The sequence below is a fragment of the Ectopseudomonas toyotomiensis genome (genome assembly GCF_900115695.1).
Taxonomy (GTDB): Bacteria; Pseudomonadota; Gammaproteobacteria; order Pseudomonadales; family Pseudomonadaceae; genus Aquipseudomonas; species Aquipseudomonas toyotomiensis.
This window is the reverse complement of record NZ_FOXK01000002.1, coordinates 340,001-351,963: the sequence shown is the minus strand read 5'-3', so window position 1 is coordinate 351,963 and position 11,963 is coordinate 340,001. Positions and strand designations below refer to the sequence as shown.

At 62.9% G+C, this 11,963-nt stretch carries 16 protein-coding genes; 10 read left to right on the top strand and 6 right to left on the bottom strand.

What is annotated here, in order from left to right; genetic code table 11:
• The first annotated feature begins 17 nt into the window (after positions 1 to 17).
• The 3 genes from BM186_RS04950 (at position 18) to BM186_RS04940 (ending at position 1,610) form a co-directional block, all read left to right on the top strand.
• On the top strand, positions 18 to 407 hold the full coding sequence (locus BM186_RS04950) for a hypothetical protein (RefSeq protein WP_169886821.1): 390 nt from the start codon (positions 18 to 20) through the stop codon (positions 405 to 407).
• A gap of 101 nt (positions 408 to 508) precedes the next feature.
• A complete protein-coding gene (locus BM186_RS04945) occupies positions 509 to 949 on the top strand; it encodes an excinuclease (RefSeq protein WP_074676402.1) in 441 nt (146 codons plus the stop codon).
• Positions 950 to 1,016: 67 nt separating this feature from the next.
• On the top strand, positions 1,017 to 1,610 hold the full coding sequence (locus tag BM186_RS04940; protein WP_074913735.1) for an Sbal_3080 family lipoprotein: 594 nt from the start codon (positions 1,017 to 1,019) through the stop codon (positions 1,608 to 1,610).
• 13 nt (positions 1,611 to 1,623) lie between these two features.
• On the opposite strand, the gene BM186_RS04935 is transcribed toward BM186_RS04940, so the two are convergent.
• Complete coding sequence (locus BM186_RS04935) at positions 1,624 to 2,178, bottom strand: methyltransferase family protein (RefSeq protein WP_074913734.1); 555 nt, start codon at positions 2,176 to 2,178, stop codon at positions 1,624 to 1,626.
• Positions 2,179 to 2,241: 63 nt separating this feature from the next.
• On the opposite strand from BM186_RS04935, the gene BM186_RS04930 reads away from it, so the two are divergent.
• The 6 genes from BM186_RS04930 to BM186_RS04905 are packed head-to-tail and all read left to right on the top strand — an operon-like array spanning position 2,242 to position 6,615.
• Complete coding sequence (locus BM186_RS04930) at positions 2,242 to 2,646, top strand: beta-hydroxyacyl-ACP dehydratase (RefSeq protein ID WP_074913733.1); 405 nt, start codon at positions 2,242 to 2,244, stop codon at positions 2,644 to 2,646.
• Complete coding sequence (locus BM186_RS04925) at positions 2,639 to 3,523, top strand: ABC transporter ATP-binding protein (protein ID WP_074913732.1); 885 nt, start codon at positions 2,639 to 2,641, stop codon at positions 3,521 to 3,523. The genes BM186_RS04930 and BM186_RS04925 overlap by 8 nt, the downstream gene beginning before the upstream one ends.
• On the top strand, positions 3,520 to 4,710 hold the full coding sequence (locus BM186_RS04920; protein WP_074913731.1) for an ABC transporter permease: 1,191 nt from the start codon (positions 3,520 to 3,522) through the stop codon (positions 4,708 to 4,710). The genes BM186_RS04925 and BM186_RS04920 overlap by 4 nt, the downstream gene beginning before the upstream one ends.
• The gene (locus BM186_RS04915; RefSeq protein ID WP_074913730.1) at positions 4,692 to 4,958 is read left to right on the top strand and encodes an acyl carrier protein; all 267 of its coding nucleotides are present in this window, start codon (positions 4,692 to 4,694) and stop codon (positions 4,956 to 4,958) included. Before BM186_RS04920 ends, BM186_RS04915 begins: the two co-directional genes overlap by 19 nt.
• Positions 4,955 to 6,067: a beta-ketoacyl synthase N-terminal-like domain-containing protein gene (locus BM186_RS04910; RefSeq protein ID WP_074913729.1), complete on the top strand. Its 1,113-nt coding sequence runs from the start codon at positions 4,955 to 4,957 to the stop codon at positions 6,065 to 6,067. Before BM186_RS04915 ends, BM186_RS04910 begins: the two co-directional genes overlap by 4 nt.
• Positions 6,064 to 6,615, top strand: a complete 552-nt coding sequence (locus BM186_RS04905) for a hypothetical protein (protein ID WP_074913728.1) — start codon at positions 6,064 to 6,066, stop codon at positions 6,613 to 6,615. Before BM186_RS04910 ends, BM186_RS04905 begins: the two co-directional genes overlap by 4 nt.
• Positions 6,616 to 6,806: 191 nt before the next feature.
• Here the strand turns inward: BM186_RS04905 and BM186_RS04900 are convergent, their stop codons facing one another.
• From BM186_RS04900 to BM186_RS04885, 4 genes are read right to left on the bottom strand one after another with little or no spacing between them, the layout of a single operon-like run.
• Positions 6,807 to 7,808, bottom strand: a complete 1,002-nt coding sequence (locus BM186_RS04900) for a BtrH-related acyltransferase DarH (RefSeq protein WP_074913727.1) — start codon at positions 7,806 to 7,808, stop codon at positions 6,807 to 6,809.
• Complete coding sequence (locus tag BM186_RS04895; RefSeq protein WP_074676412.1) at positions 7,805 to 8,212, bottom strand: DarG family dialkylresorcinol biosynthesis protein; 408 nt, start codon at positions 8,210 to 8,212, stop codon at positions 7,805 to 7,807. Before BM186_RS04895 ends, BM186_RS04900 begins: the two co-directional genes overlap by 4 nt.
• On the bottom strand, positions 8,202 to 9,359 hold the full coding sequence (locus tag BM186_RS04890; RefSeq protein WP_074913925.1) for a beta-ketoacyl-ACP synthase III: 1,158 nt from the start codon (positions 9,357 to 9,359) through the stop codon (positions 8,202 to 8,204). Before BM186_RS04890 ends, BM186_RS04895 begins: the two co-directional genes overlap by 11 nt.
• A gap of 19 nt (positions 9,360 to 9,378) precedes the next feature.
• Positions 9,379 to 10,296 carry a hypothetical protein gene (locus tag BM186_RS04885; RefSeq protein WP_074913726.1) on the bottom strand — a complete coding sequence of 306 codons (918 nt, stop codon included), beginning with the start codon at positions 10,294 to 10,296 and terminating at the stop codon, positions 9,379 to 9,381.
• Positions 10,297 to 10,379: 83 nt separating this feature from the next.
• Here BM186_RS04885 and BM186_RS04880 point away from each other — a divergent pair, with 83 nt between their 5' ends.
• Positions 10,380 to 10,811, top strand: a complete 432-nt coding sequence (locus BM186_RS04880) for a DUF2141 domain-containing protein (RefSeq protein ID WP_074913924.1) — start codon at positions 10,380 to 10,382, stop codon at positions 10,809 to 10,811.
• Between the two features lie 36 nt (positions 10,812 to 10,847).
• Here the strand turns inward: BM186_RS04880 and hemE are convergent, their stop codons facing one another.
• The gene (hemE, locus tag BM186_RS04875; RefSeq protein WP_074913725.1) at positions 10,848 to 11,915 is read right to left on the bottom strand and encodes a uroporphyrinogen decarboxylase; all 1,068 of its coding nucleotides are present in this window, start codon (positions 11,913 to 11,915) and stop codon (positions 10,848 to 10,850) included.
• Between the last annotated feature and the right edge of the window lie 48 nt (positions 11,916 to 11,963).

The following is an 11,963-nucleotide window of genomic DNA, read 5'->3' as shown; positions in this document are numbered from 1 at the left end:
GACAAGGAACATGGATGATGTCTCGTTTCACTCGATTTGCTCTGATCGTTGCGTTGCTGCTGGGCGTCGCAGCCTGTACGTCGAAGCCGGTGATGAACATTGAGAACCGCACACCCACTTCGGCGGCCAGGAATGAGGATGATATGCGCAGGGCTATTCTCGCAGCCCTGCAAAGCCGCCAGTGGACGGTCGAGCGTGCCGACCGGGGCAACATCATGGCGTTGATTCAGCGACGCAGTCACCAGGCCGAGATCACCATTCCCTACAGCGCGTCGAGCTATTCGATCCGCTACCGCGACAGCCAGAACCTGGGCTACAAGGACGGCAAGATCCATCGCAACTACAACAAGTGGATCCATAATCTGGATCGCAGCATCCAGCAGGAACTGAACAGGGCGTCCTTCTAGTAGGTGCCTGGTTGGTAACGGCCTGTTCATCAGTGCTACAGGCCCAAGCGCAGCAGACGTTGAACGAGCTTTTACATACAGTGATATTCAAGGAGATAACCATGCAAGCAAAAATCTGGACTACTGCCGCACTTCTCTCCGTCGCCCTGCTGCCCGGCCTCAGCCAGGCGCGCGACACCGCCCACTTCCTCGACTTCCAGTCTGTGGTCAACGAAGCCACCCAGGCTGGTCGTCTCGACGGTTCGGTGAAGTTCTACCTGAACAAGACCCCGGCTGGTGCTCAGATCATCAACGCCAACGTCACCACCAGCCAGAAGACCAACGCCTTCAACAAGAGCGATGAGGAAGCCTGCAGCTGGGTTCTGCAATCGGCTCTGATCAAGTTGCAGAACGCCGCCAAGGCCGCCGGAGCCAACGCAGTGGTCGACCTGGCCAGCAACTACAAGAACAAGGAATACCGCGACGACAGCAAATACGAATGCCATGCCGGCGCCATCATGGCCGGTGTCGCGCTGAAGGCCAAATACGCCAAGGTGAAGTGACACCAGCTCGGCACTCACGCAAAGGCCACCGTCGAGGTGGCCTTTTCACGCAAGGAAGCCCTCTCCCATGTCGAAACTACGCATAGCCCTGCCCTTGCTCGCAACGGTAACCCTACTAGGCGGTTGCACTGCTACCCGGGTCACACCGCTAAAGGCGGCGGCCGACCAGATGTGTATCGAAGAGAACCCAAAAGTTCAGGTCAGCGACTTCGTGCCCGTACTGCAGGAAGGTTTCGCACGGCATGGAATCCAGACACAGATTTACTCGAAGATTCCCAGAGCAGACTGCCCTTACGTGGTGACTTACACCGCCCGCCGCTCCTGGGACATGGCGCCGTACCTGTCCACTGCCGAAATCACCATCCTCGGCCCGCGGCGCCAGACACTGGCCAAAGCCAACTATCACCTGCGCGGCAAGGGCGGCCTGTCGCTGATGAAATGGCAAGGCACCAAAAGCAAGATAGACCCGGTCATCGACGAGCTGCTGGCCAGCGCACAGTTGAGCAGCGCAGCCCCACCTCCCACACAGACCCACTCGACAGCCGAGCCACGCAAGAGCCTGGATGAACGCGTGCATGATCTGCAGCAGCAAAAGCTCGGCTATGAGGATTATCAACGTGCCTACCGGCAGCTTCTGCTGGAGCACCAGAGCGGGCAATAGAGCCGCTGAGGTCTCAGAGCACGAGTGGCATGAACATCCAGCTTCGCCCCATGTAGTCGCGGTAGGCCTCGCCGAAATAGGCCAGGCACTCGCGCTCCTCACAACGCGCGGCGCACCACAGCAGCACGCTGGAGAGCACTGCCAGCAACACGATCAGCGCATCGATACGCTTGAAAGCGATGCCCCAGGCCAGCAGCAGCAACGAGCAGTACATGGGGTGCCGGATGTAACGGAAGATGCCGCCCGTGACCAGTTGCGACGTGCGTTCGAAGGCAAATAGCTCATCATCCTGGCGCTGCTCACCGGCCTGACCAAAACGGCGCATCTGATAAACGCCGGCGAACAGCACCAGCAGAGAAAGACTCAGCAGTACCCAGGATATGCGCTGATGCAACTCGCCCCGGTCGCCGAACCAGGATGGCGCATTGAGCACCAGCATCAACGCCATCGCCTCCCACGCAAGAAAACGATAGAACCCGTGACTGCGTGGATTACCCAGGGTGCGCCAGGAAATACCCACCAGCACTGCGCTGATCGTCACAAAAGCCACCCACTGCCAGATCGTCACTGCATCCTCCCTCTATCCCTGCCTCTGTTACACTGCGTCGCCCGTATGCACCGACCGCCCGCCATGGATCGCACCCAACTGCACACACTGCTGCCACACCAGGGCGACGCGCTCTGGCTGGATGCATTGGTCGATCACGATAGCCTCAATATCCGCGGTCTCAGCGCTTGGCATCACCTCGACAAGCTTGGCGAAAATGCCTCGCCTTGCCTGCTGTTCGAAGCCGCCGCCCAACTTTGCGCCGCACATGGTGCCCTATACGGCGAAGCGGATGCCATTGAAATGGCCCTGGTCGGCAAACTTTCCCAGCTCAATCTGCACCCGGTCACACGCAGTGCAGAGCCGCTGCTGGTCAGCGCCCAGCAGGAGGCGTTGAGCCCGGCCGGCGCGCTCTACGCATTCGCCATCCAGGCCGGTAGCCAACCGCTGCTGGACGGCAAACTGTTGCTGGTGCTCGTTCGTGCTTGAGCTACGTGGCGTCAGTTTTCGCTACCCAGGCGCAGAAACTTTCGCCCTGCACGGCATCGACCTGCAATTGCAGGAAGGCCAGTGCCTGGGCCTGCTCGGCAGCAACGGCGCCGGCAAGACCACCCTGCTCGCGCTGCTCAGCGAGACCCTGGCCGTGCAGCAGGGCGAAATCCGCTGGAATGGGCCGCGCAGCCTGGGCCTGGTGCCACAGCAACTGGCGTTCTACGCCGAACTGACGGTTGCCGAGAATCTCGCGCTGTTCGCTGATCTGTACTGCCTGCAGGGTACCCAGCGCCGCCAGCGCCTGGAACTTTGCATCGCCAGCTGCGCCCTCGAAGACAAGCTGCCGCGTCGCGCCGCACGCCTGTCCGGTGGCGAGCAACGTCGTCTGAATTTCGCCATCGGCCTTTTGCAGCCCGCGCGCCTGTATCTGTTCGATGAAGCCACAGTCGGCGTCGATGCCGGCAGCCGGCAACTGCTGCTCGATGCCGTCGAGCGACTTGCTGCGGAAGGCCATGGGGTGATCTACACCAGCCACTATCTGGACGAGGTCGAGCGCGTGGCTGGGCGCATCCTGCTGCTGCATGAAGGCAAGGTGCGCCTCGATGTCGACAAGCAGCAACTGCTCGACGGCGGCCACGGCCTGTTGCTGGAATGGCCGGAGCAGGTTCCCGCCGGCTTTCAGCAACTGCTCGACCAGCTGCAACTGAGCGCCGAGACGCTGCCGGATGGTCTGCGCATCGGCAATCTGGACAGCCAGCAATTGCTGGTGATCACCCAGTTCCTCGCCGCGCAGCCGAACCCACCGAGCTTGCTGCGCTTTGGCCGGCCCTCTTTGGAGCAGCTCTACCTGAGCCTCAACGGAGGCCGCCTGTGACCCCGTTGCTGGCGCTGGTACGCAAGGAATGCCTGCTGCTGCTGCGCGACCCGCATGCGCTGGCGGTGCTGTTCATCATGCCGATCCTGTTTCTCGTGCTGATGGCCGCCGCGCTGTCCAACTACCTGAGCGACCAGCCGTCGCCCCTCGACCTTGTGCTCGAGGCTCCGCAGCACAGCGAGGCCAGTGCGTTCTTCCAGCAGGCGTTGCAGGAGCAGTTGCCGGGCAGCCGGGTGCTCGTCAGCAGCGACGAAGCGCTGCCGCACATCATCCTTGCCGATGACTTTAGCGAGACACTGCTGGATACACCGCACACAGGCCCCGCACTGACCTATCCCGCACGCGTTGACAATCAGACCCGTCAGCGCCTGCGCGCCGCGGTCAACATCGCCCTGGCCCAGACCCGCCTGCTCGCCTATCTGGAAGACAGCGACGCACTGCCGCAGGACATGAACGCAGAGCAGCGCCTGCAACTCATCCGCCAGCGTACCCAGAGCCAGCTCAGCGAGCTGCAGGTGCTGGCCAGCGGCGAGCTCAGCGGCAAGGCCAACGCCAGCCAGTTGAGCGTGCCGGCCTGGCTGATCTTCGGCATGTTCTTCGTCGCCCTGCCGATGGCCGGCGGCTTCCAGCGCGAACAGCAAAGCGGCGCGCTGCTGCGTTTCCGCGCACTGGGCCTGAGCCCTGCCACCCTGGTGCTGAGCAAACTGCTGCCCTACCTGGTGATCAACCTGTTGCAGTTCACCTTGCTGCTGGCCATCGGCGTATACGTGCTACCGCTGCTCGGGCTGAGCGGCCTGAGCCTTCCCGGCGCGCCACTGGCCTATGCGCTGCTGGCCCTGAGCCTGAGCCTGGCCGCCTGCAGCCTGGGGCTTTTCCTGGCTTCGCTGGCGCGCAGTGGCGAACAGGCGTTGCTGCTTGGTGGTGGCCTCAATATCATCCTCGCCGCAATCGGCGGCATCATGGTGCCCAAGAGCGTGATGCCCGAGGCCATGAGCCAACTGGCAGAAATCTCGCCGATGAGCTGGGCGCTGGACGCCTTCCTGACCCTGCTGGTGGGCCAGGGAACGCTCGCCGACATCGCCCCTGACTGTGCCCGTCTTATGCTGTTCGCCATCCTCCTGGGCGGCGTCGGGCTTTACCTGTTCCGCAAACGAGTGCAGCAAACGCAATGGACCACACACTACTAGAACAAGAACTCAAGCAATTGCTGATCCGTGAGTGCGACAAGGAAGACGACATCGACTGGCAGAGCATCGCCGATGACGAGCCGCTGCTCGGTCAACAGAGCCGTATCGCCATGGATAGTCTCGATGCTCTACAGGTCTCCCTGGCCCTGCAGCAGCACTATGGCGTTCGCATCGAGGGCGCCAAGGATGGACGGCGTATTCTCAACAGCATCGCCAGCATCGCGGCCTTTATCAGGCAACAAAAGTGACGCCCATCTATCTCCAGCGCGGCGCCCTGCACAGCGCCCTTGGCACCGACCTGCACGCTGCCAGCGCAGCCCTGCAAGCCGGCCAACTGCCTGTGCCGAGCTCGTTTCTGCTGCATGAGCTGCAGCAGCCGCGCCCCTATCTGGCCGTCGTCAACAGCAACGGTGAAAGCCGCCAGCAGCGCTGCGACCGACTGCTCGGCGAAACACTGGGCGGACAGACGGGCAAGCTGGATGACTGCCTGTTGATCATCGCCAGCACCAGCCTGGATATCGACGACCTCGAACAACTGATCGCTGCAGAAGGCGGTTTTCGCCCGGATCATTCGACCCCGCTCGACCTGCTGGCCAAAAACCTGCGCCAACGCTGGGGCTTCGCCGATGCCTTCACCCTCAATACCGCCTGCACCAGCGCCGCCAACGGCCTGCTGTACGGCGCACGGATGCTCGCCGCCGGACTGTACGAACGTGTGCTGGTACTGGCCTTCGAAACGCCCAGCGCCATCGCCCAGCAAGGCTTCGGCGCCCTCGACCTGACCAGCCCGAGCGGCGCCTACCGGCCCTTCCACCCGGAGCGCGACGGCCTGATTCTCGGCGAAGCCTATGCTGCGACTCTGCTGGCGCGGGTGCCCGGCGAGGCGCCACTGGCGAAGCTGCTCGGCGGCTTCAGCGCCTGCGATACCAGCAACCTGACCACCACCCGCGAAGACGGTAGCCATATCGACTGGGTGATGCGCGAGGCCCTGCGCAGCGCCGGTGTCGATGCCGAACAGATCGGCCTGGTGAAGCTGCATGGCACGGCCACAGGTGCCAATGACCGCGCAGAGAGTAATGGCGTGCGCCTGCTGTTCGGCGACACGCTGCCGCCGCTGTGCGTACTCAAACCCTGGCTCGGCCATACCCTGGGCGCCTGCGGTCTCAGCGAAACCCTGCTGCTGGTGGAAAACCTCACCAGCCTGCCAGGCGTGGGCTACGCCGCCGAAGCCCTGCTGCCGCTCAGTGCCCAGCCAACCAGCATCGCAGCGAACAGCCTGCTGCTGGCCAACTTCTTCGGCTTCGGTGGTAACAATGCCAGCCTGATACTGCAGCGCTGCACGGGAGCCCAAGCATGAAGCCGGTCATCGCCGCCTGCAGCGTGCGCGGAGAAGCGAGCTGCTCCGACAAAGATCTCAAGGTCGCGCTGGGCCAGTGGCTGGCCGCGCCGCCACGGCGCATAGACCGCATGATCCTGCAAGCACTGCTGTGCAGCGCGCCACTCAAGGCGCATGTGCGTAGCGATTGCGGCCTCTATCTAGCCTCGCGCCACCCGGCCCGCGCCACCATGGGCGCACTGCTCGATGCGGTCTGCGTGCATCAGCGCCAGCCCAAGCCCTTCGAATTCGTCAACAGCGTCAGCAACGCGGCAGGCTTCCATGTCGCCTCGCAGTTGGGGCTGGAAGGGCCGAACCTGTTTATCGGCGCCGGGGCCAATGTGTGGAAACAGCTACAGATGCTGGCCGCCCTTGATCTGGCCGATGGCGCGATCAGCCAGGCGTTGCTGGTGGTGATCGACGAAAACGGGGATTTTCAGGCACAGGCTGTGCTGGTCGAAGCTGCCACGAAAGCACTGGATTTTGCCGGGCTGACGGCAGGCATCGAAGTCCTGCAACTGCAGTTCTAGCCTGACTTATCGATGGCATTGGTGGGCTGAAGCCCACCCTACGGTTACTGCAGTTGCAGGGTGGAAGACGCTTTACCCGTCTACCGTTTCACAGCGCCATACCGAAAACGGGCCTAGCTGTAGGGTGGGCCGGGCGGCGTTCCGCATCAGCCCACCACAACCAGCCTCTCAGCACGCAAAGAGCACCCACCTCACCCCTTGCGCTTGGCCCAGGCACCCAGTTCCTTCATCAATACCCGCTCCTGCCCGGCGATGCCACGGAGCATCTCGGCAATCGACCTGAAGTCCGGCGCCTCGCCCTTGCTCCGGCTGGCACGCACGCAGGCCGAGGCGAACTGGCGCCAGTCGTCGCCCACCGCCGTGAGCCGCACCGAAGCGTCCCGCAGGCTGGCATCGCCGATCTTCTCACCGGCCTCCTGCAGGAAGCTGGCGTACATGAAACGGAAACCCGCACCGCCGGTGCCGATCTCTTCCTGCATGCGCACGATATGGGTGAGGTACAGACGGTTGTACTTGGCCTGCGCCGGGTCGAGCGACTCGACGCATTTGGCCAGGTGCTGGATGCCACGAATACCGATCCACGGCAGCGGCATACCGTCGAGGATGCGTGAGGTGGACAGCACGCTCTGGCGGATCAGGCGCTCCCAGTCCTGATCCGGCGACACGTCGTCGAGGTAGTACATCAGGCCCTTGGCCGCCAGCGCGCCCTTGGCGAAGCGCGCCTTCTGCAGGTCGGCACTGGCACAACGTACCGGCGCCTCGAACACCGGATCGCTGAGCAGGTACTCGTCACCCTCGCGCCCATAGGCGAGCAGGTTGTGCGCATTGAAATGAAAGCGCATCTCCGGCGGAAAGTACGGCAGCCAGAATACCGAGCTCTGCAGACCGGCGAGGCGCCCACTATCCAACGCCGCATCCAGCGCCATGCGGCCCTGCTCGGGGTTGGAAAAGGTCCGGCTGGTCAGGCGCACGCCGAGGCGTTTGCTCAGGGTCTTGATCAGGTGACGCGGCGGCATGCGGTAGGCAATCAACGGCATACCACCAAGCTTGACGATCGGCAGGTAAGCGAAGGCCAGACCCGACGCCAGGCCGAAAGCCATCGGCTCGCTCATCGGCAGACCGGCGTGGGTTAGCAGGCTGGCCATGACGCCACTTTCGCAGTGGGCGCTCTGGCGGTGTTCGAACGCAGTCATGGCAACTCTCTCTGGTAACGACGCAACTCGTCGACGGTCAGGCCAAAGGCCTCGGCGTAGCGCGCCAGCAGCGAAGTGCTCAAGCGGCGGTATATTTGCGGGCGAAAGTGGCGGCGCACCCGCCATTGCCACAGGCCGGTGATCTGCGCCAGCGCGGGCTCGTCCATGCGGTAGCGGTACATCAGGCATTTCAGCGGTGACAGTTCGCCGCGCTGCCAGCCCTCTCTGGCTTCGGCCTCCTGGGCTTCGAGCTCGGCGACGGCGAGCAGCGTGGAATAGGCCTCAGGTTCCCAGCCATCGCTCTGGGTGCCCTGGTAATGACCGCTGGCATCCACGGCGTAAACCAGCTTGCTGTGGCCGCCATAGGTTGAGCTGTGATCCTGGGGAACCTCGTCAAGCTTCATCGCCGACCACCGTCAGGTGCATGAAAGCACTGGAGAAACGCCCACTCTCGGGCACATAGCAGAGCAGCCGCTGGCCGCTCAGCAAGCGCCCACCGTTGAACAGTTCTTCGAGGATGATGAAGATCGACGCCGCACCGGTATTGCCCTTGCTGGTCAGGTTGGTGAACCAGCGCTCCATCGGGATCGGCAAGTCGACATTGGCCAGACCCACGGCCAGCGGCTCGCGGAAGAACTCCGAGGAGTAGTGCGGCAAGAACCAGTCGATGTCTGCCACGCGCAGCTCGCGCCGCGCCATGATGCGGCGCAGCGCCTCTTCCACGGTGTACTTGACGATGTTCTCGTTGAGCAGTTTGACGTTCTGCTTGATCGCCATCACTGACTGCTTGGCACGCTCGTCGGCGTCGTAACGGCTCCAACCGCGCAGGGTGTCGTCCTGCATGTCGGCACCGGCATACATGCAGGGCGGCATCTGATCGGCGAAGGAGTAGATATCCAGCCAGTCGATGCGCAGGCTCAGGCCGTTCTGATTCGGACGATCCTGCAGGAGCACGGCACCTGCGCCATCGGACAGCATCCAGCGCAGGAAGTCCTTCTCGAAGGCGATCTCCGGGTGCTTTTCCAACTCGTCGACGCGGCTTTCGTATTCGGCGTTGAAGTTGCGCGCCTGCATCAGCGTCGAGGCGACCTCCGAACCGCAGGCCACGGCAGTGCGGCTCTCGCCACTGGCCACGCTCATCCAGGCGTATTTCAACGCGGTCATCCCGCACAGGCAGATACCGGCAGTGGTCGCCACCTCACAGGAGGGATTGCCCAGTTCGCCATGCACCATCACGGCATGACCCGGCATCACCTGATCCGGCGATGATGTGCTGGCCACCAGGCAGTCGAGCTGGTTCAGTTCGAAGCCGTCACCTTGTAAGCCGCGAATGGCTTCGGCGCTGAGCTGTGCGTTGCTCATGCTTGGTTCGCCCGTATTCGGGTCGATCACGTAGTGGCGCTGCTGGATGCCATTGCGGTGCAGCACCAGCTTGCGCGCGCGCGATGGCTTACCACCGACCATACCGAGGCACGCCTCCATCTGCTCGTTGTCCACGGGCTCGTGCGGCAGGCAGGCGCTGATGCGGTTGATGAATACTGGGGTTACCACGGTCTTACCTCGGGTCACTTCACTCGCCGGATGGGCCGGCAAAGTAGGCCTTCTCTCGCTGGATACGCGCCTTGAACAGCGGCGCCAGCAATTTTTTCAAAACAGCCGTGATCGGTACCACGGTCAGGATCAGGCAAATCAGAAATACGATATACAGCACCAGTCCGGCGCCACGGCGACGACTCTGCTGCGGGCCGAGCGCCGACAGCAGCCGGCTCCACAAGGTAAAGCTGCGATTACCGACTTTTTCGCTGGCGATCAGTTTTTCATCCACTTTCACCGCGCCCAAGCCGGCGAGCATCGGTGTTTCAATGGGCAGCTCGTCAGCGAGCAGCCGGCGTGCCATAGCGTCGCCGAAGCGGCTAGCCGCCGCCAATTCCCGTTCGTCGATACCGGCACGTGGTACCCAGCTATAGGGCTTCTGCCGGCCGGTGAACATCCACAGCGGCGTGGCCAGGAAGCTGGCAGCCGTACCGCAGGCATCGGTCAACACGATGTTGTCCACTAGGCGCGCGCCCAGCGCCTTCAGGCGCGCCTTGACCTTCTCCTGCGCCATTAGCCACATGTTGCGGCAACCGATCAACGTGACCACCGGCGTATCCTTAAGCAGGCGAGCCGCCTCAGGCGAGGCGAGAAAGCTGGTGCACGGCAGCGAGGGCGAGAGGAACCAGACCTGATAGGCCAGGATCACCAGGTCATAGCGCTTGTCGGCGTCCACGCTCAGCGGCAGCAACGGCTGCGGCTTCATCAGCACGGTTTCCGGGAAGACGCGAAAGAAACCGAGAAAGGGCCAGGGAAAGGGGAAAGGTTGGGCCGGCTGCAGCGCCAGGAAATCCACCTGGATGTCGTCGCACTCGCGCAGCGGCGCGCAGACCGATTGCACCAAGCGCTCTAATTGGCCAGTCTGAGAAAAGTGGACGACTAAAACATGACGCATTCGCGGCGCATTCCCTGCAAAATGGCCGGATTATGCCACAGAGCCTTCTTCAAACCGTAACCTGCCTGCGCCAACTCTGCCTATTGGTTCCGCTACTCGTTTGCCAGTCGCTCCAGGCGGGCGACCTGCTGATCGAAGTGGAAGGCAAGCAGGATCAGGCAAACCTCTATCTGGCGCTGGTGCCAGCAGACCAACAGGACTGGCAGCCCAGCCTGCGCGAACTGCACAGCGCAGAAACACCGCTGCGCCTGAACGACCTTCCCCCCGGCCGCTATGCCGTGCAGGTGTTTCAGGACAGCAACGGCAATGGTCAGCTGGATCTCAGCCCGCGTGGCATTCCGCTGGAGCCAGTGGGTTTCTCCGGCAATCCGTCGCTCTTCGGCGGCAAACCCACACCCAGTGAAAGCCTGTTCGAGCACAGCGATACAGACAGCGTGATCAGTGTGCGACTGATTTCACCGCGCCCAAAGAAGGAGCGTCTGGCACCCGTGGCGCCACGCGCAGGGGATCGCTAGCGGCCAGGCGCACAGGCCTGGCCACCCGGCATCGACTTACTGGTGATACTGCGCCGACAACTCGTGTACGGCCTCGAAGAAGGCGCCTGCATGAGCCGGGTCGACCTCAGGGGTGATGCCGTGACCAAGGTTGAAGACATGGCCACTGCCAGCGCCGTAGGCGGCCAGGATGCGCGCCACCTCGGCACGGATCGCCGCCGGTTTGGCATAGAGAACCGCCGGGTCCATGTTGCCCTGCAGGGCGACCTTGGCACCGACACGGGCACGCGCGCTGCCGATGTCGCACGTCCAGTCCAGACCCAGCGCTTCTGCGCCGGTGTCCGCCAGGGATTCCAGCCACAGGCCACCGCCCTTGGTGAACAGGATCACCGGCACACGACGGCCGTCATGCTCGCGGATCAGACCATCGACGATCTTCTTCATATAGGCCAGGGAGAATTCCTGATAGGCCGCTGCCGACAGCGCGCCGCCCCAGGAGTCGAAGATCTGTACCGCCTGCGCACCCGCCAGGATCTGCCCGTTCAGATAAGCGGTGACCGACTGCGCCAGCTTGTCGAGCAGCGCGTGCAAGGCCTGCGGATTGTCGTAGAGCATGGCCTTGGTCTTGCGGAAGTCCTTCGACGAGCCGCCTTCGACCATGTAGGTGGCCAGCGTCCACGGGCTGCCGGAGAAGCCGATCAGCGGCACGCGGCCATTGAGTTCGCGACGGATGGTACGCACGGCGTCCATCACGTAACCCAGATCTTTCTCGGCATCCGTCACTGGCAGTGCCTCGATGTCAGCGAGGCTGCTGATCACCTTCTTGAAACGCGGGCCTTCGCCGGTCTCGAAGTACAGGCCTTGGCCCATGGCATCGGGGATGGTGAGGATGTCGGAGAACAGGATCGCCGCATCCAGTTGCGGGTAGCGATCCAGCGGCTGGATGGTGACCTCACAGGCCAGTTCCGGGTTCTTCATCAGGCTCACGAAGTCGCCGGCCTTGGCCCGGGTCGCGCGGTATTCCGGCAGATAGCGACCGGCCTGGCGCATCATCCAGATCGGCGTGACATCCACGGGTTGCTTGAGCAGGGCACGAAGGAAACGGTCGTTCTTCAGGGCGGTCATGGCAGAGTCCTAGAAAAAAGTGCGGGCATTTTCGCAGAGCGCAAAACA

Excerpts from the sequence above, each read along its gene's own strand:
- BM186_RS04950 (WP_169886821.1), top strand. The coding sequence starts at position 18 with ATGTCTCGTTTCACTCGATTTGCTCTGATCGTTGCGTTGCTGCTGGGC.
- BM186_RS04945 (WP_074676402.1), top strand. The coding sequence starts at position 509 with ATGCAAGCAAAAATCTGGACTACTGCCGCACTTCTCTCCGTCGCCCTG.
- BM186_RS04940 (WP_074913735.1), top strand. The coding sequence starts at position 1,017 with ATGTCGAAACTACGCATAGCCCTGCCCTTGCTCGCAACGGTAACCCTA.
- BM186_RS04930 (WP_074913733.1), top strand. The coding sequence starts at position 2,242 with ATGGATCGCACCCAACTGCACACACTGCTGCCACACCAGGGCGACGCG.
- BM186_RS04915 (WP_074913730.1), top strand. The coding sequence starts at position 4,692 with ATGGACCACACACTACTAGAACAAGAACTCAAGCAATTGCTGATCCGT.
- BM186_RS04905 (WP_074913728.1), top strand. The coding sequence starts at position 6,064 with ATGAAGCCGGTCATCGCCGCCTGCAGCGTGCGCGGAGAAGCGAGCTGC.
- BM186_RS04900 (WP_074913727.1), bottom strand. The coding sequence starts at position 7,808 with ATGACTGCGTTCGAACACCGCCAGAGCGCCCACTGCGAAAGTGGCGTC.
- BM186_RS04895 (WP_074676412.1), bottom strand. The coding sequence starts at position 8,212 with ATGAAGCTTGACGAGGTTCCCCAGGATCACAGCTCAACCTATGGCGGC.
- BM186_RS04885 (WP_074913726.1), bottom strand. The coding sequence starts at position 10,296 with ATGCGTCATGTTTTAGTCGTCCACTTTTCTCAGACTGGCCAATTAGAG.
- hemE (WP_074913725.1), bottom strand. The coding sequence starts at position 11,915 with ATGACCGCCCTGAAGAACGACCGTTTCCTTCGTGCCCTGCTCAAGCAA.